A 21,857-nucleotide genomic window follows, 5' to 3' on the forward strand; every position below is an offset into this window, starting at 1 on the left:
ACGGTACGAAAATGATTTGATTGGGTGTTATTAATTAAAGGGCATAGAGTGGATATGCCCTATGGTATTTAATTATTTTTCAAGTGGTAGGGTGTTATTTTCTGCTCCCCATTCAGCCCATGAGCCATCATATAAATAAACATCTTTTTTACCGATGATGTCTAAACCTAGCACCAAAACGGCAGCGGTCATACCCGATCCACAACTCGCGATAATAGATTTGGTCAAATCGACATCTTGCTGATGGAAAATATCTGTTATTTCATTTGCTGATTTAAAATGACCATTTTCTACTAACATGGTCCACGGAACGTTTTTACTACCGGGAATATGGCCCATTTTTAAGCCAGGGCGCGGTTCTGGCGCTTTGGCTTGAAAACGGTCCGTTGCTCTGGCATCGACAATTTGGGTCTGTTGATCATTGAGCGAATCCAGAATGTGTTCCAGCGATTTCACTTTGTTGGCATTGAAATCGGCACTAAAGATTTGGGGATTGCGTTTCACTTCACCTGATTCTGTTGGCAATCCTGCCTGTTGCCAACCTTGTAAACCGCCATCAAGAATACGGACGTTATGGCTACCGAAGATCTTAAATGTCCACCACGCGCGAGGGGCAGAGAACATATTGCCTTGGTCATAAATCACGACGAGATGATTTTCACTAATGCCCATTGCGCCAACCGCCTGACTAAAAGTTTGCGGATCGGGCAACATATGAGGCAATCCACTTTGATGATTGGCAACTTTGTCTAAATCAAAAAATTGGGCGCCGGGAATATGGGTATCCAGCCAAAGTTTATGGCAATCAATTTGTTGAGGTGGCGGTGGGGCGGTTGCATCAAGGATGACAATGTTCTCATCATCAAGATGATCTTTTAACCATTGTGGAGTGACAAAGTATGCGTTATTCATGGGGTCCCTCACTTGACACGAAGATGAATTAGATACAAGGATAAAATAAGTGTTACAGCCCGTTATTGTTGTTGTATCGGTGCTGTAGCGGTCTCTTGCTGTTGATTGGTTAGTGATTCTATCGGTGTGGTTGAGCGGGTATACATATTAAGGCCCGCTAAGAATACGCCGCCAATTGAACCAAATGCAAAGATAGCGATGAAAATGATAAGGAGCTTTTTCATTATTGTTCTCAGGTGTTGTAGAAAATAGGAAGTATATAGCGTTCTGAATAGCTGGCAAGGTGCTCGCCAATTTAACAAACGAGTTGATTGTCGCCTCGACATGAAGCTGATTTCATTTCTGCTCTGTGGGACAATAGCGCCCCGGTTGTATGGCAGAGAATTCAATGGCACTTTCCAATTCAATAAAAAATCAGATAAGCCAGTGGTATAAAGCATTACCTCAACATATTGATGGTTTTATTTCTCGTGCTCCGCAGCGACAGATGATTGCCGAAGTTGCAAAAACGCTGGCGGATCAAGAAGGTCGTCATTTGGTTATTGAGGCGCCAACAGGCATTGGTAAAACCCTCTCTTACCTGCTACCTGGCATTGCTATCAGTAGAGCGGAAAGTAAGCCATTGGTTGTCAGTACGGCGAATGTCGCTTTACAAGATCAGATTTACAGTAAAGATCTGCCACTGTTGCGCAAAATTATTCCTGATCTGAAATTTACCGGTGCTTTTGGTCGTGGTCGTTATGTCTGTCCACGCAATCTTGAAGCTATCTGTGCAACCGATAGCGAACAGATTGATCTTATGTTTTTGGTTGAGGACAAAACAGAACTTGCTAATAGTGAAGAGAGGGAATTGTGTCGTCGGTTGCGTAGTGATTACACAACCTTTGCTTGGGATGGATTGCGTGATCACCATACACTGGCTTTGTCCGATGCTTTGTGGGGGAAAGTGAGCACGGATAAAGCAAATTGTCTGGGGCGTAACTGTCACTATTATCATCGTTGCCCATTTTTTATTGCTCGCCGTGAGATCGAAAATGTCGATGTGGTGGTGGCTAACCATGCGTTAGTGATGGCGGCATTGGAAAGTGAGTCAGTACTGCCTGATGCTAAAAATTTACTATTGGTCCTCGACGAAGGACACCATATACCTGATGTTGCCAGGGATTCTCTGGAAGTTGAGGGGGAAATCACCCTGTTTCAACTTAATGGTCAATTAGATACTTTTGTTCGTCATGTTGAGCAATATCTGGTGCAATTCCATCCGGCAAAGCCGCCGCGCCTAGCTAATGCTAGTCGCCTGAATGAACACTGTGAAAAACTACGGGAATGCTTTAGAGAGCTTGCCACTATCACTCAGGCGCTTTTACCTGAAAAGAATGAAGTCGATGAGTATCTGTTTGAGATGGGTAAATTGCCGGATAATTTGCTGCTTTGTTGTCAGCAGTTATTTAAATTGACCGATGGTTTACGGGGATTAACAGAAGCGATACTGAATGATTTAACTGACCGGACGGCTAAGCAGGATATTGTCAGATTGCATCGTTCTATTTTGCATACCAGCCGTGCGCTTGGATATTTTGAAAATATGGCTAAGCTGTGGCGTTTGGCGGCGTTGGAAGAGTCATCCAGTGCGCCGATATCAAAATGGCTGAGACGCCGTGATGAAAGAAATCAGTCACATCTCTATTTCCATTGTGCCGGCATCAGAGTCAGCGAACAGCTTAATCAACTGCTTTGGCGCAGTATTCCTCATGTCGTCGTGACATCGGCAACGCTTCGTTCTCTGAATAGTTTTTCTCGTATTCAGGAGTTGACCGGGTTAACTGAAAAAGCAGGCGACCGTTTTGTCGCATTGTCATCACCTTTTGATCATATGCGGCAGGGCAAATTGGTTATTCCCAAAATGTCATTGGAACCGACACTTCACAATGAAGCCGCTCATTTGCAAGAAATGGCGTGTTATTTCAGGGCTCAATTGCTGAGGCAGCAACATAAAGGCATGTTGATTTTGTTCAGCAGTCAGAGGGCGATGGATATCTTTCTCTCTTATGTGACAGACTTACGCCTGATGTTACTTGTGCAGGGTGATCAGCCACGTTATCGGTTAGTGGAAACACATTGTCAGCGTATCAATGAGGGACAATGTAGTGTGCTGATTGGATTGCAATCTTTTGCGGAAGGTTTGGATTTAAAGGGGGATTATCTATCCCAAGTTCACATTCAAAAAATCTCATTTCCGCCAGTGAATAATCCGGTCATTATTACTGAAAGCGAATGGTTGAAATCACTTAAACGTTATCCTTTTGAAGTGCAGAGTTTACCAAGTGCTTCTTTTAGCCTTATTCAGCAAGTCGGGAGACTTATCCGTAGTCATGAATGCTATGGTGATGTGGTGATTTATGACAGGCGCTTACTGAGCAAAAGGTATGGCCCAAGATTATTGCAGGCTTTGCCCGTTTTTCCCATTGAGCAGCCGGAAGTTCTTTCAGCGGCGGAAATTGGGAACATGAAAAAGGATAATTGAAACTCACACTTGGCGAAAGCAGGGCGATTCTTGTGGTTATTGGTAGTAGCATAGCAATATGAGATTGTTTTAGTCTTACATGAACGAAATTTATGTTTTTATCGGATAATAGAATCGCCCCGTACAGCTTTTTTCCAGACAGTGTTGTCCAGTGGTGCGATATCACTGTAATTAATGTCTGCTGATAGCATTTAATATGAAAAAGTGTTTTAATAACAAAAATGTTTAAAATATCAATACTCTTTTGCAAGAAAGGCAATAATGAAAGCAAATTCAGAAGAGTTGACAATTTTCGTGTCAGTAGTGGAAAGCGGGAGTTTTAGTCGTGCGGCGGAACATCTGCAATTAGCAAATTCCGCCGTGAGCCGTTCTATAAAAAAACTTGAAAAGAAACTAGGTGTGAGTTTGCTCAATCGCACAACCCGTCAGCTTAGTCTAACCGAAGAAGGTCAGCGTTATTTCCGTCGAGTTCAGCATGTTCTACAAGAAATGGCAGCCGCTGAAACTGAACTTATGGAATCTAAACATACGCCAAGTGGTTTATTGCGTATCGATGCTGCAACACCAGTCGTATTACATTTACTGATACCACTGATTAAACCTTTTCGCGAACGCTACCCAGAAATAACGTTATCATTAATTTCTTCGGAAACTTATATCAATCTGATTGAGCGCAAAGTGGATATTGCCATTCGTGCAGGCAACTTAACCGACTCCAGTCTTCGAGCCAGACCACTTTTTTCCAGCTACCGAAAAATTGTCGCCTCTCCTGAATATCTGAAAAAATATGGCATACCGCAATGTATCGATGAGTTGAAAAATCATATTTGTCTTGGTTTTACCGAGCCGGTATCACTTAATACCTGGCCGATAGCCTGTCAGGACGGGCAACTACATGAAATAACAGTGGGACTTTCTTCCAACAGTGGTGAAACCCTTAAACAATTATGTGTAACGGGTAATGGTATCGCGTGTCTGTCTGATTATATGATTGATCAGGAGATTGTCAGCGGTGAACTTGTTGAACTGTTGGTTGAAAAACGATTACCCGTCGGGATGCCTTTCAATGCTGTATATTACAGTGATCAGGCTGTAAGCACCCGAATTAGAGCATTTATCGATTTTCTGAGTGAATATGTAAACAGTTCCCAAAGGGGGTTAACGAGTTTATTAAAAAGTGGGAAGAATTAGTTATCCTATTTGCGGGAAAGAGTAATTCCTCCGAAAATTGCTAAATGAGTTTGTTTCAGTCATAACATATTCTCTTTTGAAATAGAAAATTAGACGCCTTGACAGTAAGAATGAATTATTTCATCACAATTTTCCCACTCTTTAAAAGAGTGGGAGGGATTTCTATTAGCTTATAGCCAAATAATCGGTATAACCTTCCGCATTACCACCGAAAAATTTTTCTTTTATCGGCGGATTTAGTTCTAGCCTATTGGCAAGACGATAGGGTAAATCTGGATTAGCAATAAAGGAGCGACCAAATCCGATCAGATCCGCCCAGCCTTTAGTTAGCGCTTCTTCCGCGCGTTCCAAAGTGTATTTTCCCGAATATATCAGCGTGCCGTGATAAAGTATGCGAAAAGCTTCTTTGAAGGCGACTGGCATGACGGGAGCGTCTTCCCAGTCAGCTTCGGCAATATGAATATAAGCTACCCCGATATTATTCAGCACACTCGCGGCAGCCAGATAAGTTGCTTCGGGCGTGTCATCTTTTGAACCCATCAGGGTTGTGAGTGGCGCCAGGCGAACACCTAGCTTATCTTTCCCTATTGCGGTAGCCACTGACGCAGCGACTTCTCTCAAGAAACGTAAGCGATTTTGTAAAGTTCCACCATATTCGTCATCTCGTAGGTTGGTCTGAGAATCAATAAACTGATTAATAAGATAACCATTCGCCGCATGAAGCTCTACGCCATCAAAACCGGCGGCAATAGCATTATTTGCCGCTTGAACATAATCATTTACGATATCTGGAATTTCATCGAGTGTCAGCGCCCGTGGCTGCGAGTGTTGTACCATTTCACCGATACCATGTTCAGGTCCACGGCCTTCCACATCTAGAAAAACTTTTACACCTTTTGCTTGAAGGGCAGAAGGAGAAACAGGCGCAGAATTATTAGGTTGTAGAATAGTGTGTGAAACACGTCCTACATGCCATAATTGAGCAAAAATTTTGCCTCCTGCCATATGTACCGCATCTGTTACTTTTTTCCATCCTATTACTTGCTCAGACTTATAAATACCTGGCGTCCATGCATATCCTTGTCCCTGTTGGCTGATTTGTGTACCTTCGCTGATAATTAGTCCCGCACTGGCACGTTGGGCATAATATTCAGCCATCAAATCAGTCGCTATACCGTCTGTTCCGGCCCGTGAACGTGTCATTGGCGGCATAACAATGCGATTAGATAACGACAAACCATTCAGAGAATAGCGTTCAAACAGCATAATATTCCTCACTCTTCATTAATCATTGATTTTAATTTGTGTATATGGAGATATTATGCTTCGCGAATTCTTTCTAAAAAGGCTTATTAGTACAAAAGACTTTTGCTGTAAATGTAAAAATGTTCGAGTTTTTTTATATCTAAGTAAATATGTAAACAGCTCCCGAAGGAGCTGAAATAAACAAATATTCTCCTGCAACGCTAAGAGATTATCGAGTTTATTAAGAAGTGGGAGTAATTAATTATCCCATTGCGGAGCAAGCTCTTTCGGACTAACCAGGCGTTCGTTACGGTCAAGTGTGGCGATAGCCGTCATATCGTTTGCATCAAGTCTAAGCATGGAAGCCCTCAGATTACTTTGTAAATTTTCGCGTTTAGTTGAAGAAGGGATCACGCTATAACCTAATGTCATCGCCCAAGACAAAATCACCTGCGCAGGAGTGGCCTGATGTTTTGTGGCTATGCGTCCGATAACCTCATCTTGAAGAGCTTTACTATAAGCAAGGGTCATATAGGAAGTGATATGAATTCCATGATCTTTCGCCCAAGCTGTCACATGACAGTTTTGTAGATAGGGAGAAAGTTCAATCTGGTTCGTGGCGATGTGTTCAACACCTACTGCATCGATAGCCTGTTGCATTAGATCAATGGTAAAGTTTGAAACGCCGATTTCTCGTGTCAATCCCATATTTTTGGCGGCCAGTAACGCATTCATTGTTTCATCAACACTGACAACGTTATTTGGGGATGGCCAATGAATTAACGTCAAGTCAACATAATCAGTGCGCAGCTTAGCTATACTCTCTTTAAGACTCGGTATCAATTTTTCCTTGCCCAAATTTTCTGTCCAGATTTTTGTCGTGATATAGATATCTTCACGGGCTACACCGCTTTCTTCTATGGCTTGTCCTACCGCTGCTTCATTCTCATAAATCTGTGCTGTATCAATTGCACGATATCCCAATTCAAGAGCATTTTTTACTGATGTAATCACAACATCATCTTTCAAACGAAAAGTACCTAATCCAAATGCAGGAACAGACATAATAAGCCTCATTTAATATTTAATTAAGAAAGGTTTTATTATCATGAGATAAATTGCAATAAAAAAGAGCAATAAACGCAGAAGTCTTTTGCTGATATGACAAAGATATAACTTAAATTAATTTAAATAAATTATTTACAGGAACTTCATTTAACAAGAGGCATAGTTAGTTTTTTGATATTTTTCTCAAGCTTAATTTAGCTCTATATATTGTTTTTTATATTCTTGCGCTTTTTGTCAGCAATCTGAGCCATTCCTCCATGCGCCTCTACTACGTGGCGCAATGCTATTAGAAACGTTTCCTGCCCGCCTTCTTCATCCATATCAACAAAATCCTGATGCAGATAGTACTGCGCAAATTCAGGGTCTTCGCGGAGAAGCTGCGCCATCGCATCATCATGTAAACGTGCTTTGGTCATAATCACCTCTTTAAGTAATCTTTCAGGCATGCAATAGCCAGGTCTATATGAAGCTCCCAGACACCTTCTCTGCATGGTTTATGATCACCAAAATTTCCTGTGACCATCCGGTTAACCCGCGACGAAATTTTTGATTTCGCTATCGGGTCACGAATCTCTTTCAGGAACTCTATATGTAAATCCCGTTCATCGGAAATGGGGTAATGTTTAATCGTATTCATGTGGCATGTTGTAGCTTTAAAGCTACAATTTTGTCAATATAACTGATGAATATTAATGTGTGACTTTTCAGACTAGTGATCTCCTAGTGCAACAAAAAACACCGGGTTCAGTGTGGCAGTGGATTAAATCAGTATCTGATGAAATGGCGCTTCCTTACATTGAAAAAATTTTAATTAACCATTGGTTACGTGAAGTTGATTCTATTAGCAACTCGTTGTTAAAGTTGTATTTTTCTGAGACAGTCCTAGTGAAACGTTTACTATTAATTCACTTGGTGAAGGGAAAAGGTTATTGCAGATAATTTCGAAAAATTAAAGAAAAAGTAGCTAGGACCGAAAAAGTATGAGACAAGAAAGTTGGATAAGTATGGTTTAGTGTGGTTTTGTGAGCTGATTCCTTTAATGAGTTACAGGAGTTTTCATGAGTAAGAGAAGCGATATAGAAAGAGGAAGGTTGGTTTATACTGAAAAGTTGGGATGGGTAGATGTAGGTCATGCTAAGGGAGATGATGCTAGAAGGTTAATGGCTGCTATAAATTCAGGGGATGATACTAAGGAGCCTTATTTTATTATTAAATATTCACAATATATGGGGTTAGGGTTGGAGTATGGAACAGCTAAAATAACAAGGTGGAAAGTCAGGAGAGGGCTATCTTTACATGATAAGCGGAGAGTTGCTCTTACTATTATGATGTATACAAGCCATTTATTTGAATCTCATCAGGATTCATTTCCCTTTAATTGGTATACGGATAGTGGGTATAGCGGTGAAGATTTGGTTTCTAACTTACTTGGTTTTTACCAGGCTATAAATCAAATAAACTATTTACCTCATCTTAATCCTGTAAGTAAAAGTAACGCATTAAAGCGGTGGGACTACTATGGCCCTATAGGTAAATATAAAAATAAAATGTTCAAGCCTTTGTTGTTCCCTGATCCTGAAAGATATCCTAATAACGCCAGACCTTATTATTCGTCTTTACCCGCATTTTTGAATACTATATCACCTATAAATGATATAGATGGAAGTCAAGTATTAATACATATTAACGATAAAACTGGATATAACATAGGTGTAAAAAGAGATGTTGGCATTGAAATTGAATAAATTTATAAAAAAAATATTTATTATATTTATTTGTTTGGGGATGGTTTTAATTATCCCTGTTTTATTTGTAAATATTAATTTGTCATATACGAAAAATGACTTTATTAAATATAATATGTTCACTTTTGATGAAATTAAAGGAATTCCATTTATTTCAAGTGACTATATTATTTATTACGATTCACCTGATGGGACAAAACCAATGATTAACGAGGTTGTATTTTCAAATGTTAATCCGAATCGTAAAATAGAGTTAATAAACTATATTGAAAATATAGGATTTATGAAAAATGGCGGTGAGTATTGGAGTAAAGGTAATATTTTTATAAAGATAAAACAAGGTGATACAGATCGCACGGTTTTGTTCTCCGTTGAGAAAAATTAAAAGATATTAGATTGTTTTAACGATAGTTATAAGCATAGACATAAAGAAAGGGGGGCTGTTAGTTCGCTTCGCTCACCGCTTAACAAGGTTGCCCTTGAGCAGCCTTCTCCCCCCTTTTTTTATCGCTAATCCGGTAAATAAGATCGATAGAAAAGGCGATTTATCCTACTTTTTTCAGGAAACAGGTTTTCAATACTAACCCTCTGATTTTATCTGCGTTACATTCGATTTCATCGTCACGATGAGTTAAACGGATATTTTTAATTAAAGTGCCGCGTTTTAGCGTTGCTGATGTACCCTTTACTTTTAGATCCTTAATGATCTGTACAGAATCGCCATCATTAAGTAGGGTGCCGTTACTATCTTTTACTTCGCCATCCATTTTATTATTTCCTCAAGTTATTTCTGAAAATAAGTGTGGATTATAGACAATTTGTGCTGATTTTTAAAGAATATAGCGAAATTTATCCGTATGGCGGGCATTTTATGATGTTTTGCTGTGTCGGAGTCTTGGGTAATGAAAGGTTAATGTAAACAGGCCCCCGTTGTTAACAGGGGCCTGTAAGTCTCAGAGCTCTTAATATGACGGCTCTTTATATTTTACTGCTCAACGCTTGCTTCAATAAACCATAAGAATTTGTCGAGATCACGGGAGGCGGCGGTTAACATATCCGCGGTGTTTTCATCCTCAACTTCATCCATCGCTTTGCGGATATCATTAGCGACAACAGCATAACGGTCGGCTAGTGCTTTTAGGTGGTCCTGTACGTCATGGATATTTGTTGGGTAACTTTTCAATATTGTGTGTCTACTAATTTCTTGTACGGTGCCAAGAGCTGTTCCACCAAGTTGTACGACTCTTTCTGCAAAAATATCCGTATGTTCAGTAATCGTGGTACGAAAGGTATCCAGCATTTCATGGATGGAAATGAAATTTCTGCCACGCATGTTCCAATGTGCTTGTTTGGTAAGCAGCGAAAGATCAATAAATTGGATAACCATGTGGTTTAGAATTTCAATGGTTTCCTGTTTAATATCATCATCGATATCATTGCGAGTATAAAGTAGTGTGGATATCCCTGTTTTGATTAATCTTGCAGTATCCATAATAGTTTTCCCTTGGTATTAATAATGAGTTTTTTATTGACTGAGACGAATGTAACTCAATATTAGTCTTAAATCATATAGCTTGTTCCTATTAAATCAATAGTTAATTTTTATAGGAAAAATATTTATCATAGAATTCTTATAATAATATTGAAAAATATAATAATTTATCAGATGAATTTGTGTGAATAACTTAATCATGAATGAATTCATTTATAAAAAAACCGGAGAATAACGTTATGACTCCGGCTTCCATTTTATCTCGATTAAAGAAAATAATTAATCGACTTCGGTGATTTTAGGTTTTCCTTTTATTGTTGACGTAGAACCGATGGAGGCAAAAATAATACAGAATAGTGCCAGCCATTGCGTTATAGTCAAATGTTCATTCAGAAATACAATACCAGATAGCGCACCCAGTGCGGGTTCAAGGCTCATCAGAGTACCAAATGTCTGTGCGGGTAAACGGGTCAGAGCGATCATTTCCAGTGTATATGGGAATGCAGTAGATAGAATCGCAATTGCCAGCGCCAGAGGGAGAATGGACATGTCAAATAATAGTTCTGGCCCTGTTTGGATCAAACCGACAGGGAAAAATATCATAGCAGCGATAAATGAACCAACAGACACTGTTGCTGCTCCATGACCTGCACCGGCGCGTTGGCCGAAAATAATATATAGCGCCCAGCAAACACCCGCGCTGAGTGCATAAATGATCCCTATAGGATCTAAGTTATTAATATTATTATTGCCAATGGGGAGTAGGAAAGCTAAGCCGGTGATAACCAATGCCACCCAGAGAAAATCTATTGGTCGGCGTGATGAGAACATAGCTACAGCCAGCGGGCCGGTAAACTCAAGGGCCACGGCAATACCTAAAGGAATAGTTGTCAGCGCCATATAGAATGTATAATTCATCGCGCCAAGAGCAATACCATAGGTAAGCAGCGGCATGATGGATTTTCGGCTAAAACGCAGACGCCAGGGTTTAAAAATAATAAACAGAATGATAGTTCCAAGACCTAGGCGCAGTGCGGTAACACCCGGTGCGCCGATGACCGGAAACAGCGTTTTGGCAAGAGAAGCACCGCTCTGAATTGATGTCATGGCAAGCAGTAACAGTATTACAGGTATTAATGGAAAGGCACTCTTTTGGAGCTTGGAAGAAGACATCCGGGCAAAACCTCAATTAAAATCAAATGATCTGACCGATAATCTTCGCAGTGAAACGTAGATAACTCAATAGGTTTAGAGAATATAATTTTAACGAAATATTTTTCATTTATTAGACCATATTATATGGTTATAGTGAAATTAAATTTTATTATTGAAATATAATCCTGATATAAATCTATATTTTATTTTGATGTGTTGATAATTGAGGGATTACAAGTGATGAAGGTATTTATTACAATCTGATTGATGTTTGATTTCATATCATAATAATTAAGCATAAGTTATGATTAATGCTAATATATTGAATATGAAAAAGCCATTCTTATTTTGTTTTGCTTGATATCAGTTTTATAAGTGAGTTGTATGATTGTGATATTAACGTATAATCCTGATTTTCATGTGGAGATAAAGCAACAGGAGCTGAGATAATGAAAAGTATTGCTGTTTATTGTGGTTCAAGTCTGGGTGTATCTGAAATCTATAAAGAAAATGTCATTATCTTCGCAAAGGAATTGGTTAAACGTAATCTTACGCTTATTTATGGTGGCGCCAGTGTAGGTATTATGGGAACTGTTGCTAATACGGTTTTGGCAGAGGGCGGGAAAGTGATTGGTGTTATTCCAACATTATTGGAAGCACGGGAAATATCACATAAAAATCTGACTGAATTATACGTTGTTGAAACTATGCATCAGCGTAAAAACAAAATGATTGAATTAGCTGATGGTTTTGTTGCTTTGCCTGGTGGTTTTGGTACGTTGGAAGAGTTTAGCGAGGTATTTACCTGGAGTCAGATTGGGTTACATACAAAACCTTGCGGTATTCTTAATATTAATAACTTTTATGATCCGCTCATTGCCATGATTAATAAAATGGCGGATGAGCAATTTTTGCATGAAAAATATCGTCATATGGCAATAATCGAACAAGATCCTGCTATCTTACTCGATCGTTTTGATACTTATCGGGCGCCATCGATAAAAACATATTAAAATCAATTTTATAATGAAAAAGCGATATCATTTTAATACTGTAAATAAGGAACCAGAAAATAAAACTTGAGCTGATAAGAGTATTAAATGTAGTGGCTAGAAATCACTATTTTAATCAGGTTGAGTTAATTGTATTATCCAAAATGGAGATACAGATATTGCTTCTCGAAATAAATAAACCATTCCTGTTGCATAAATATTTATTTAAATATTTTACCACAGGAATGGTTGTTAATATTAATGGTTAAATATTAGCTTACAATCATATATTCTACTATTGGATTGTTACCGCCATCCGCTGTATAGGATAAGTGTAAATCATCACCTAAATAATCGGTTGAGATTGAGTAGCTGCTGCTGCCAATCAAAGGATTGCTCCATGTAATATAGATACTATAGATTTCGCCTTTGCTATCTACAAATACATAGGTACAACGCCCTGCAACACCACCTAACAGGCTGTTTGAATCACTTCTCCAAATCGCTTTTCCAGGAGTGTTGTCATTGCTTCTATTAATTACTTGAGGAGGAAGAGTGGTCCACTCACCTTGATCAAGACGGATAGAATCCTGAATAAGTTTAAGTTTATATGGTGATTTGTTAGTTACTTTCGCGATAACGCTGATTGGCGCTTTTAAGGAAATTGCTTCGATCTCTGACATAGTATCACCTCTTGTGATTGATTTTAAAAGTATAATTAATAAATTCCAAGATTTTAATTCAACCTGTTATGGTTATATAAAATAACTTGGGGTGGAACCTTCTTAGCTATATTTGATAGCTTATTTTTACTTCTTATTAGAATTCCATTTCCTCATATTTCCTGAATTTCAATTTTTCATATCTGAGTTTTCTTAACTTATCATTACCACCATTTTATTATCGCTTTTAATAATTTTTATCCTTTTAAAATATTAAAATCAAAAAAACTATCTATTAAATGGCGTAGATAAAAGGCTTTATTTTGCCTCGATGTTTTTTAAGATACCGTTTCTCTCAGATAAAAGTCAATTTTTTTGCTCTTTGTGTTTTATTATAAAATAACAACCGGTTAATTATATTTTTGTACTTAAAAACGTAGATGTAAATGATAAAATATGTCTATGTTTTTAATAGATAATATATAAAACAACTATAATGGCAAATAAAAATAGGCCGCTAAATCTATGGCGAGTTAATAATGATTTTATTATTTTTGAACATTAATTCATCATTATATTGATGAAATGTTAATGTGTTGTAATATCGAATGAGTATAACTTAGTCACAGATTGTATTTATTTTGAGTAGCAATAAATACACTAATTTTATAAGTCTTTCTTATTGCTAATAAGTTTTCTGATTCATTGACTTATTGATTAACAGATATTTGGATAATGAGCTAATATTATATTCACGACAGGGATTATTACATCCTTGATTAAAATAGCATAAAAAAATGAAATTGTTATAAATATAATGTCATTGAACCTTAATATGTTTATTTTCAGTGTGGCATTATTGGTTATTTTTATTTCTTCTTTGTGTCTGATTTAAAAACACATTCAGCATAAAACTAAATCGTATCACGATATCGTTTTGTCATTCAGAGTACCAATTGGAAGCTTCTTGCTATCTTATTAAAAGTAAAAAATCAAAACAGTTTATTTTTAATGACGTATTATTCTATTGATAAGTTGCCGGTGTAACATGCGCTTTAGAGTGACGCTATAAATCAGTAAGAAACGGGTAGCAAGTGGTGTTAGCAGAGAATTTCCTAATTTTTTTGCCCACTGAAAATTTTTGTTTTAAATTGTAGACGACTGGTCTAATTCGGTATAAGTTGTATCTATGCAAACGAATAGAAACCCCCAAGATATCCGTCAGCACATCCTAGACATTGCTCAACAAGTTATTGGATGTAAAGGCTTTTCAGCCGTCGGACTTAATGAAATTTTAAAGGCGGCAGAAGTGCCGAAAGGCTCGTTTTACCATTATTTCGCGTCGAAAGAGGTATTTGGCGCCGCTATGCTTGAAGATTACTTTACGCGCCATCTCGAAAGGATGGATAACATCATGATGCGTAAGGAGTGGACAGCGAAAGAGAACTTAATGCAGTACTGGCAAGGTTGGTTGGAGCCGTTGGAAGACGGTACTGTTTGTGGGCAAAAGTGTTTGGCGGTTAAGCTCGGAGCTGAGGTGAGTGATCTATCTGTAGCGATGCGCTTGGTGTTGGAGAATGGGACAAAGAGTATTGTTATGCGCCTTGCCTCTGTCGTGGAAAGCATTGTCCATGAGGGTGGATTGAATTGTTCTGTTGAGGAAGCTTTTCCACTGGCTGAAGCGTTATATCAGACTTGGTTAGGGGCTAGCCTGATGGCGAAGATCACCCAGAGTAGCGCACCGTTACAAAGTGCTATGGCTACCACGAAGCGATTATTGAATGCATAGCGAATAAAAACACTGTTGGAAGTCACTATTCATCAGTGTTTTTTTATACCTAATGATTAGACGACTGGTCTACTTTTTGAGTATCTCAATGATACTGACTTTAATGTTGAAGGAGAAGATGAATGTTCCAAACACAACAAATAAATCGCCGTATCGTCTTGGCTTCACGTCCGAATGGTTCCCCGACACTGACTGATTTTCGTCTGGAACAGCAACCTATTCCTGAGATAAAGGAGAAAGAAATACTGTTACGCAGCGTTTTTCTTTCGCTAGATCCTTATATGCGTGGGCGAATGAGTGATGAACCATCTTATGTGCCACCGGTGGAGCTTGATAGCGTTATGGTTGGTGCAACAGTGAGTCGGGTCGTGTCTTCAAATCATCGGAGATATCAGGTGGGTGATTGGGTACTGGCATATAGCGGTTGGCAGGATTATGCCGTTTCCGATGGTAGCGGCCTTCTCAACTTAGGCCAATCGCCTGTTCACCCATCCTATCAATTAGGTGTGTTCGGTATGCCTGGCTTGACTGCTTATACTGGGCTGTTGGATATCGGTCAACCCAAGGCTGGTGAAACATTGGTTGTTGCTGCGGCAACGGGTCCGGTTGGTGCAACGGTTGGTCAGATCGGTAAGCTTAAAGGCTGTTATGTCGTTGGCGTAGCGGGTGGTGCGGAAAAGTGTCGCCATGCTGTTGATATATTGGGATTTGATGTTTGCCTTGACCACCATGCTCCAGACTTTGAAGAACAGTTGTGCAAGGCTTGTTCGAAGGGAATTGATATTTATTTTGAAAATGTGGGCGGCAAGGTATTTGACGCTGTTTTGCCGTTACTGAATGACTTTGCTCGCGTTCCGGTTTGCGGAATGGTTTCTCGTTATAACTCCACTAACCCTCCAGAAGGGCCAGATCGCTTGTTTTTGTTGATGAATAAACTGTTGAGGAAGCGAATTCGGATGGAAGGGTTCATTGTTAATGATAATTATACTCGGCGTTTTGATGAATTTTCACGTGATATATCCGCATGGTTTGATGATGGCAGGATAAAATATCGTGAAGAGGTGGTGTCAGGTTTGGAAAATGCTCCACAGGCGTTTATTGGTCTGTTACAAGGCCATAATTTCGGCAAGTTAGTCGTCCGTGTCGGTCCTGATAATTAAATGCTACTAGACATAATTCGGCCTATACAGTGAGGTAGTTGTGCGAAATTTTAAGTATTACAACCCAACTAAAATCGTTTTTGGTAAAGAAACTATTAGCCGTCTTGATAGCTTGGTGCCACGGGATGCGCGGGTACTGATTCTCTACGGCGGTAACAGTGCTGAAAAAACCGGAACGTTGGATGAAGTCAGAAGTGCGTTGGTTAATAGAACTATTCAGGAGTTTGGTGGTATTGAAGCTAATCCGACTTACGAAACTTTGATGAAAGCGGTTGAATTGATACGCAATAGTGAAGTGAATTTCTTGCTCGCTGTCGGTGGCGGCTCTGTGATTGATGGCACTAAATTTGTGGCGGCGGCTGTGAATTTTGCAGGAGAGCCTTGGCGTATTTTGGAAGAGGGGGGATCGCTTGTTCAGAGTGCTCTCCCGTTTGGTACCGTTTTGACGCTACCCGCGACAGGCTCAGAGATGAACAGTAGTTCGGTAATTACCAATAAAGCGAAACAAGTTAAGCTGGATTTTATGAGTTCGCTTATTTTTCCTCAATTCTCCATTATGGACCCAACGAAAACCTATACTCTGCCGTTACGTCAGGTGGCTAATGGGGTGGCTGATGCTTTCACACACGTTATGGAACAGTATTTGACTTATCCGGCCAACGGTATGGTGCAGGATCGGTTTGCTGAGGGGCTATTGCAGATATTGATTGAAATAGGTCCTCAGGCGATAAACGCCTCGGATAATTACGAGATCCGCTCCAATCTAATGTGGGTCGCGACTTTGGCTCTCAATGGTTTGATTGGTGCTGGTGTGCCGCAGGATTGGTCCACACATTACATCGGTCATGAATTAACGGCGCTTTACGGTATTGATCATGCTCGAACACTGGCGATTCTCCTGCCTGCTACTCTGAAAATCTGCCGGGAAAGCAAGCGTGCCAAATTGTTGCAGTATGGTGAGCGTGTTTGGGGTATTACCAGTGGAGATGAAGAACAACGAATTGATCAAGCTATTGCATATACTCGCGGTTTCTTCGAGGATTTAGGAATTCAGACCCATTTGTCAGATTACAACCTTGGTGTTGATGACATTGATCGGGTGGTGAAACAATTGGAAGCTCACGGTCTGACTCAATTGGGTGAAAACAGAGACATTACGTTAGATATTAGTCGCCAAATCTTGCAAGCAAGCCTTTAAGTTGGAGGAGCGCCCTGGGGAAAATTCCAGGGCTTCTCTCTGGAGTCTATTTTAGGGAACGAATTTGCAGTACGATATAAGTTAAATAGGAAAAAATGTTTGAGTCAAAAATGGATAATAAACATCAGCAATCGTCGCATATTCAGTTGGAAAATAATCTCTATCGAATTGTAGTGAGTAACAGCCATAATTTTAATGAATGGTTGTATTTGCGGAATGCATTATGGCCTACGGCATCAGAAGAAAGTCACTGTGAAGAAATGAACTCGATTTTGAATTCTGATAACCAGATTGCTTTTATGATCCAATCGGATTTAGGTGATTTTTGCGGTTTTGCAGAGGCTTCACTGAGATTTGAATATGTCAATGGATGCAATTCCTCTCCAGTAGCTTACCTTGAGGGGATCTACATTACCCCGGAATTAAGAAGAAACGGTTTAGCGACTCGTCTTATCACTCATATTAAAAATTGGGCTAAGGATCATGGATGTACTGAAATGGCATCAGATGCTGAAATAAATAATGAAGAATCGCTGGCTCTTCATTTGTCTCTTGGGTTTGTTGAGACAGAACGGGTAGTTTTTTTCAGGAAGTTAATCAAATAGGGATGAATTGGATGGTGAAATGGGACTTGGATTATTTCTATCATCATTCATCTCTTATAACTGAATGCTGATGCGAATTACATTGTGCTACATATATTATGTGCCTCTGACATGATAACGTAGCTCCATGTATTTATCTTGAATTAGCTCGAATAACGCTCAAAACTTCCCGCGATCTCTTAACCTTGTTGTGGCATAATGCGCCGCTATTGATTTTTCCGATTTCCCTTTTGTTTCTAAATGTAAGAGCGAATGCAGTGTTAAGTACAAACAACATCACCATGCAATTTGGCAGTAAGCCCCTGTTTGAAAACATTTCTGTCAAGTTTGGCAACGGTAACCGTTATGGTCTGATTGGCGCGAATGGTTCCGGTAAATCCACTTTTATGAAAATCTTGGGTGGCGATCTGACACCCACTGCCGGTAATGTCAGCACTGATCCCAATGAGCGTATTGGTAAACTGCGTCAGGATCAGTTTGCTTTTGAAGAGTACACGGTGTTGGATACCGTGATTATGGGGCACACGGAACTGTGGCAGGTAAAGCAGGAGCGTGACCGCATCTATGCGATGGCGGAAATGAGTGAAGAGGATGGCTATCGCGTTGCGGATCTGGAAGTCGCTTATGGCGAGATGGATGGTTATAGTGCCGAAGCACGTGCCGGAGAGTTGTTGCTAGGTGTTGGTATTCCTGTAGAACAGCATTACGGTTTGATGAGCGAAGTGGCGCCGGGCTGGAAATTGCGTGTATTGCTGGCTCAGGCGCTGTTTTCTAATCCTGATGTTCTGTTATTGGATGAACCAACGAACAACTTGGATATCGATACGATTCGTTGGTTAGAGCAAATACTGAATGAACGAAATAGCACCATGATCATTATTTCCCATGATCGTCATTTCCTGAATACAGTTTGTACTCATATGGCCGATCTTGATTACGGTGAATTACGTCTATTCCCCGGTAATTATGATGAATATATGGTTGCCGCCACTCAAGCCCGTGAGCGCCTGCTAGCTGATAATGCGAAGAAGAAAGCACAGATTGCGGAATTACAGTCTTTTGTCAGCCGTTTTAGCGCTAATGCGTCTAAATCAAAACAGGCGACTTCCCGTGCTCGTCAGATTGATAAAATCCAGTTAGAAGAAGTTAAAGCATCTAGTCGTCAGAATCCCTATATCCGTTTTGAGCAAGATAAGAAATTGTTCCGTAATGCTTTGGAATTGGAAGGTTTGACTAAAGGTTATGACAATGGTCCTCTGTTTAAGAATCTCAATCTTTTGCTGGAGGTTGGCGAGAAAATAGCCGTTATCGGTGCTAACGGTATCGGTAAAACGACCTTTCTGAAAACATTGGTTGGTGAGACAGAGCCAAATAGTGGCACAGTTAAATGGTCTGAAAATAGTAGCATTGGTTACTATGCTCAGGATCATGCCAGTGATTTTGACTGCGATCTGACGGTTTTTGACTGGATGAGCCAATGGAAGAGAGAAGGGGACGATGAACAAGCTGTTCGTAGCGTATTAGGACGTTTGTTGTTCAGCCAGGATGACATTAAGAAAAAAGTCAAAGTGTTATCGGGTGGTGAAAAAGGACGGATGCTATTTGGTAAGTTGATGATGCAACAGCCAAATATTCTGATAATGGATGAACCAACAAACCATTTGGATATGGAATCCATTGAATCCCTGAACCTTGCGCTTGAATTGTATAAAGGTACTTTGATATTTGTTTCTCATGATCGGGAATTTGTTAGCTCATTAGCAAGCCGAGTTATGGAAATTAAATCTGATAAGGTCATTGATTTCAAAGGTACTTATGATGAGTATCTGAGAAGTCAGGGAATTGTTGAATAATAATCTTATGAGATAAATCGCCCTGGTTGAGATAACCGGGGCGTGTTATTTCTATTGTTTGTTATTTCTATCGGTAGATAGATTAACTGTTGCACACTTCGCAATTGGGATCTTTGGATAATTTAATATCACGAAATTGCATCGTCATTGCATCAAACAATAAAACCTTGCCGCTATTGACTTTGCCGTATCCAGTAAGGAGTTTGATGGTTTCCATTGCTTGCAATGTACCGATGGTACCGACTAATGGCGCCATCACTCCCGTTTCTACACATGTTAAATTGTTTTCGCCAAACAGTCTGCTCAGGCAACGGTAGCAGGGGGCATTTGGCTGATAAGTAAATGTAGTTAGTTGCCCTTCCATGCGAATAGCCGCGCCGGAAACCAGAGGTGTTTTCCTTGCCAGGCACCAGCGGTTCAGTTGTTCGCGGATTGCCACATTATCAGTACAATCCAAGACAACATTGTTCTGGCTGATAAGTTCATCTAGCGCTTGATCTTCCAGTAATCCATTAACGGTTTTAATCGTGACATGTGGGTTTATTGCCCGGAGCGTCAATTGGGCTGAATGCACCTTAGCCATGCCGATACGTTCATCCCGATGCAGTATCTGCCGTTGCAGGTTCGAGAGAGAAACGGTATCAAAATCCAGTAATGTTATTGTTCCGACACCTGCTGCGGTCAGGTACTGAGATGCCGCGCAACCTAAACCACCCGCACCGACTATCAGGATCGTCGAAGATTTCAATTTTTCCTGACCGTCAAAATCAAACCCACGTAGAACAATTTGACGGTTATAACGTAGGATTTCTGTGTCTGTGAGTTCAATGGTCATTATTCATTTTTCAGTAAGTGATTGAACAATTCGATTTCAACATTTTCACCAACTTCTACCCGCCCACGCTCACGTTCCAGAACAATGAAGCAGTTCCCCTGACTGAATGAACTAAATATATGAGAGCCTTGATGCCCTGTCGTACGAACTTCTAGTTCACCTTGTTCATTCACCGAAGCAATACCCCGTTGAAAATCCATTCTTCCCGGTGTCTTTTTCAATGGCGTGGCGACCTTGGCTCGCATACGCATAGGGGGTTGCCATGCCGTAAAGCCAGATAGACGCGCGATTAAAGGTTGAACTAATTGATAGAAAGTGAGAACGGCTGAAACTGGATTACCGGGCAAGCCACAAAACCAGGCGTTTTTTAGTTTGCCAAAAGCGAAAGGTTTACCCGGTTTAATGGCCAGTTTCCAGAAACTGATTTCGCCTAATTCATCCAGTATCTGCTTAGTGTAGTCTGCTTCACCCACAGAAACGCCGCCACTGCTGATGACTAAATCAGCTTTTTGATCTGCTTCCTCAAAAACATGTCGTAAAGCTTGGGGATTGTCTGCAATAACCCCGAAATCAATAACGTCGCAATCCAGTTTCTCCAGCATCAGGCGAATGGCAAAACGGTTGGTATCATAAATTTGCCCTTCTTTAAGCGGTTGACCGATAGCTTGTAGTTCATCACCCGTTGAGAAAATGGCGACTTTCAATTTGCGAACCACTTCAACTTCGGTGACGCCTAAAGATGCAATCAAGGGTAACTGAGCGGTGGATAATTTGTTGCCTACCGGTAGTACCACCGCACCTTTAGTTATATCTTCGCCAGCCAGACGGATATTTTGACCTTGTTTAGCTGGCTGAGTGAAAACGATGCCATCGTCAGTAATTTCTGCGTGTTCCTGCATAATAACCGTATCAGCGCCAATGGGGATCGGCGCTCCAGTCATAATGCGGATACAAGTTGCAACCGGCCATTCTCCTTGAAAGGGGGAGCCTGCCAGCGCTTTTCCTGCCAGAGGCAGTGGTTTGGTGCCATTTAAATCCGCATGGCGTACGGCATAACCATCCATTGCTGAATTAGCAAAAGGGGGCACATTGATAGGAGAAATAATATTTGTTGCAGTGATGCGTCCTGATGCTTGCGGGAGGTTGACGGTTTCTGTGTCAGTCAGTGGTGTAACTTGCGTCAGAAGTTTTTCCAACGCCTGCTGCAAAGAGATCAATCCAGAGGTATGACAGTGATCCATAAGTGATGCTCCCAGATAACGTTTTTTATTAATGGCATTATGGCAGAGATCATCATAGGTGTGAGTGATATTTGATTTTGATCGTATGTTCCATAAACGCGGCGATATTGGTGTCGGTTATCCAAAATGCCGCGACATGTGATAAGTACGTAGAACATGACGATTAACCTGGCGTCAGAGGATATGCTGT

21 protein-coding genes and 1 pseudogene are annotated in these 21,857 nt (G+C 40.2%); 10 read left to right on the forward strand and 12 right to left on the reverse strand.

The features are described 5' to 3' along the window. Positions 1–72: 72 nt before the first annotated feature. Both sseA and EAE93_RS00105 read right to left on the reverse strand, forming a co-directional pair. The gene (gene sseA / locus EAE93_RS00100; protein WP_214038805.1) at positions 73–912 is read right to left on the reverse strand and encodes a 3-mercaptopyruvate sulfurtransferase; all 840 of its coding nucleotides are present in this window, start codon (positions 910–912) and stop codon (positions 73–75) included. 62 nt (positions 913–974) lie between these two features. Beyond that, complete coding sequence (locus tag EAE93_RS00105; RefSeq protein ID WP_162835243.1) at positions 975–1,136, reverse strand: hypothetical protein; 162 nt, start codon at positions 1,134–1,136, stop codon at positions 975–977. Between the two features lie 164 nt (positions 1,137–1,300). On the opposite strand from EAE93_RS00105, the gene dinG reads away from it, so the two are divergent. Together dinG and yafC are read left to right on the forward strand one after the other, a co-directional pair. Continuing rightward, the gene (dinG, locus tag EAE93_RS00110; protein ID WP_214038806.1) at positions 1,301–3,436 is read left to right on the forward strand and encodes an ATP-dependent DNA helicase DinG; all 2,136 of its coding nucleotides are present in this window, start codon (positions 1,301–1,303) and stop codon (positions 3,434–3,436) included. A gap of 261 nt (positions 3,437–3,697) precedes the next feature. Further along, complete coding sequence (gene yafC, locus EAE93_RS00115; protein WP_214038807.1) at positions 3,698–4,627, forward strand: DNA-binding transcriptional regulator YafC; 930 nt, start codon at positions 3,698–3,700, stop codon at positions 4,625–4,627. 165 nt (positions 4,628–4,792) lie between these two features. Here the strand turns inward: yafC and EAE93_RS00120 are convergent, their stop codons facing one another. From EAE93_RS00120 to EAE93_RS25445, 4 genes and pseudogenes are all read right to left on the reverse strand, one after another. Next, positions 4,793–5,893 (reverse strand): alkene reductase, encoded by a 1,101-nt coding sequence (locus tag EAE93_RS00120; protein WP_036814600.1) that lies wholly within the window; start codon positions 5,891–5,893, stop codon positions 4,793–4,795. 237 nt (positions 5,894–6,130) lie between these two features. After that, a complete protein-coding gene (gene dkgB / locus EAE93_RS00125; RefSeq protein WP_036814601.1) occupies positions 6,131–6,937 on the reverse strand; it encodes a 2,5-didehydrogluconate reductase DkgB in 807 nt (268 codons plus the stop codon). A gap of 233 nt (positions 6,938–7,170) precedes the next feature. Beyond that, positions 7,171–7,356: pseudogene (locus EAE93_RS00130) on the reverse strand (helix-turn-helix domain-containing transcriptional regulator); the annotation flags it as partial. Positions 7,357–7,358: 2 nt separating this feature from the next. After that, on the reverse strand, positions 7,359–7,577 hold the full coding sequence (locus EAE93_RS25445) for a type II toxin-antitoxin system RelE/ParE family toxin (protein WP_072165121.1): 219 nt from the start codon (positions 7,575–7,577) through the stop codon (positions 7,359–7,361). A gap of 421 nt (positions 7,578–7,998) precedes the next feature. Between EAE93_RS25445 and EAE93_RS00135 the strand changes: the two genes are divergently transcribed. Next, entirely contained in the window at positions 7,999–8,685 is a 687-nt protein-coding gene (locus tag EAE93_RS00135; protein ID WP_214038808.1) for a hypothetical protein, read from the forward strand. Continuing rightward, positions 8,663–9,070 (forward strand): hypothetical protein, encoded by a 408-nt coding sequence (locus tag EAE93_RS00140; RefSeq protein ID WP_181147847.1) that lies wholly within the window; start codon positions 8,663–8,665, stop codon positions 9,068–9,070. The genes EAE93_RS00135 and EAE93_RS00140 overlap by 23 nt, the downstream gene beginning before the upstream one ends. 160 nt (positions 9,071–9,230) lie before the next feature. Here the strand turns inward: EAE93_RS00140 and EAE93_RS00145 are convergent, their stop codons facing one another. The 3 genes from EAE93_RS00145 to rhtA all read right to left on the reverse strand — a co-directional run bounded on the left by EAE93_RS00145 (position 9,231) and on the right by rhtA (position 11,350). Next, the gene (locus EAE93_RS00145) at positions 9,231–9,452 is read right to left on the reverse strand and encodes an alkylphosphonate utilization protein (protein ID WP_036814603.1); all 222 of its coding nucleotides are present in this window, start codon (positions 9,450–9,452) and stop codon (positions 9,231–9,233) included. Positions 9,453–9,670: 218 nt separating this feature from the next. After that, positions 9,671–10,177: a DNA starvation/stationary phase protection protein Dps gene (gene dps / locus EAE93_RS00150; RefSeq protein ID WP_105398909.1), complete on the reverse strand. Its 507-nt coding sequence runs from the start codon at positions 10,175–10,177 to the stop codon at positions 9,671–9,673. 279 nt (positions 10,178–10,456) lie between these two features. After that, positions 10,457–11,350, reverse strand: coding sequence for a threonine/homoserine exporter RhtA (gene rhtA, locus EAE93_RS00155; RefSeq protein ID WP_110086421.1), 894 nt, complete (start codon positions 11,348–11,350; stop codon positions 10,457–10,459). A 431-nt stretch (positions 11,351–11,781) separates the two neighbouring features. On the opposite strand from rhtA, the gene EAE93_RS00160 reads away from it, so the two are divergent. Further along, the gene (locus tag EAE93_RS00160; RefSeq protein ID WP_036814606.1) at positions 11,782–12,345 is read left to right on the forward strand and encodes an LOG family protein; all 564 of its coding nucleotides are present in this window, start codon (positions 11,782–11,784) and stop codon (positions 12,343–12,345) included. A gap of 251 nt (positions 12,346–12,596) precedes the next feature. Here the strand turns inward: EAE93_RS00160 and EAE93_RS00165 are convergent, their stop codons facing one another. After that, positions 12,597–13,007, reverse strand: a complete 411-nt coding sequence (locus EAE93_RS00165) for a hypothetical protein (protein WP_036777902.1) — start codon at positions 13,005–13,007, stop codon at positions 12,597–12,599. Positions 13,008–14,175: 1,168 nt separating this feature from the next. Here EAE93_RS00165 and EAE93_RS00170 point away from each other — a divergent pair. The 5 genes from EAE93_RS00170 (at position 14,176) to EAE93_RS00190 (ending at position 19,591) form a co-directional block, all read left to right on the forward strand. Then, positions 14,176–14,775 (forward strand): TetR/AcrR family transcriptional regulator, encoded by a 600-nt coding sequence (locus tag EAE93_RS00170; protein WP_214038809.1) that lies wholly within the window; start codon positions 14,176–14,178, stop codon positions 14,773–14,775. Positions 14,776–14,897: 122 nt separating this feature from the next. Beyond that, positions 14,898–15,935: an NADP-dependent oxidoreductase gene (locus tag EAE93_RS00175; protein WP_214038810.1), complete on the forward strand. Its 1,038-nt coding sequence runs from the start codon at positions 14,898–14,900 to the stop codon at positions 15,933–15,935. Positions 15,936–15,975: 40 nt separating this feature from the next. Continuing rightward, positions 15,976–17,133: an iron-containing alcohol dehydrogenase gene (locus EAE93_RS00180; RefSeq protein ID WP_036814609.1), complete on the forward strand. Its 1,158-nt coding sequence runs from the start codon at positions 15,976–15,978 to the stop codon at positions 17,131–17,133. 110 nt (positions 17,134–17,243) lie between these two features. Next, entirely contained in the window at positions 17,244–17,738 is a 495-nt protein-coding gene (gene aac(6'), locus EAE93_RS00185) for an aminoglycoside 6'-N-acetyltransferase (protein ID WP_214038811.1), read from the forward strand. A gap of 257 nt (positions 17,739–17,995) precedes the next feature. Next, positions 17,996–19,591, forward strand: a complete 1,596-nt coding sequence (locus EAE93_RS00190; protein ID WP_036814610.1) for an ABC-F family ATPase — start codon at positions 17,996–17,998, stop codon at positions 19,589–19,591. A gap of 82 nt (positions 19,592–19,673) precedes the next feature. On the opposite strand, the gene moeB is transcribed toward EAE93_RS00190, so the two are convergent. Further along, positions 19,674–20,426, reverse strand: coding sequence for a molybdopterin-synthase adenylyltransferase MoeB (gene moeB / locus EAE93_RS00195; protein WP_110091447.1), 753 nt, complete (start codon positions 20,424–20,426; stop codon positions 19,674–19,676). Then, a complete protein-coding gene (gene moeA / locus EAE93_RS00200) occupies positions 20,426–21,667 on the reverse strand; it encodes a molybdopterin molybdotransferase MoeA (RefSeq protein ID WP_214038812.1) in 1,242 nt (413 codons plus the stop codon). Before moeA ends, moeB begins: the two co-directional genes overlap by 1 nt. Positions 21,668–21,857: the final 190 nt, after the last annotated feature.

This window comes from Photorhabdus akhurstii (assembly GCF_018448925.1).
GTDB lineage: Bacteria > Pseudomonadota > Gammaproteobacteria > Enterobacterales > Enterobacteriaceae > Photorhabdus > Photorhabdus akhurstii.

What these genes read in the sequence shown, in the direction of transcription:
- dkgB (WP_036814601.1), bottom strand. Translation starts at nt 6,937, where the DNA reads ATGTCTGTTCCTGCATTTGGATTAGGTACTTTTCGTTTGAAAGATGAT.
- EAE93_RS00175 (WP_214038810.1), top strand. Translation starts at nt 14,898, where the DNA reads ATGTTCCAAACACAACAAATAAATCGCCGTATCGTCTTGGCTTCACGT.
- EAE93_RS00145 (WP_036814603.1), bottom strand. Translation starts at nt 9,452, where the DNA reads ATGGATGGCGAAGTAAAAGATAGTAACGGCACCCTACTTAATGATGGC.
- dinG (WP_214038806.1), top strand. Translation starts at nt 1,301, where the DNA reads ATGGCACTTTCCAATTCAATAAAAAATCAGATAAGCCAGTGGTATAAA.
- EAE93_RS00160 (WP_036814606.1), top strand. Translation starts at nt 11,782, where the DNA reads ATGAAAAGTATTGCTGTTTATTGTGGTTCAAGTCTGGGTGTATCTGAA.
- EAE93_RS00135 (WP_214038808.1), top strand. Translation starts at nt 7,999, where the DNA reads ATGAGTAAGAGAAGCGATATAGAAAGAGGAAGGTTGGTTTATACTGAA.
- moeA (WP_214038812.1), bottom strand. Translation starts at nt 21,667, where the DNA reads ATGGATCACTGTCATACCTCTGGATTGATCTCTTTGCAGCAGGCGTTG.
- EAE93_RS00140 (WP_181147847.1), top strand. Translation starts at nt 8,663, where the DNA reads ATGTTGGCATTGAAATTGAATAAATTTATAAAAAAAATATTTATTATA.
- yafC (WP_214038807.1), top strand. Translation starts at nt 3,698, where the DNA reads ATGAAAGCAAATTCAGAAGAGTTGACAATTTTCGTGTCAGTAGTGGAA.
- EAE93_RS00105 (WP_162835243.1), bottom strand. Translation starts at nt 1,136, where the DNA reads ATGAAAAAGCTCCTTATCATTTTCATCGCTATCTTTGCATTTGGTTCA.
- rhtA (WP_110086421.1), bottom strand. Translation starts at nt 11,350, where the DNA reads ATGTCTTCTTCCAAGCTCCAAAAGAGTGCCTTTCCATTAATACCTGTA.
- EAE93_RS00170 (WP_214038809.1), top strand. Translation starts at nt 14,176, where the DNA reads ATGCAAACGAATAGAAACCCCCAAGATATCCGTCAGCACATCCTAGAC.
- EAE93_RS00120 (WP_036814600.1), bottom strand. Translation starts at nt 5,893, where the DNA reads ATGCTGTTTGAACGCTATTCTCTGAATGGTTTGTCGTTATCTAATCGC.
- EAE93_RS25445 (WP_072165121.1), bottom strand. Translation starts at nt 7,577, where the DNA reads ATGAATACGATTAAACATTACCCCATTTCCGATGAACGGGATTTACAT.
- dps (WP_105398909.1), bottom strand. Translation starts at nt 10,177, where the DNA reads ATGGATACTGCAAGATTAATCAAAACAGGGATATCCACACTACTTTAT.
- EAE93_RS00165 (WP_036777902.1), bottom strand. Translation starts at nt 13,007, where the DNA reads ATGTCAGAGATCGAAGCAATTTCCTTAAAAGCGCCAATCAGCGTTATC.
- moeB (WP_110091447.1), bottom strand. Translation starts at nt 20,426, where the DNA reads ATGACCATTGAACTCACAGACACAGAAATCCTACGTTATAACCGTCAA.
- sseA (WP_214038805.1), bottom strand. Translation starts at nt 912, where the DNA reads ATGAATAACGCATACTTTGTCACTCCACAATGGTTAAAAGATCATCTT.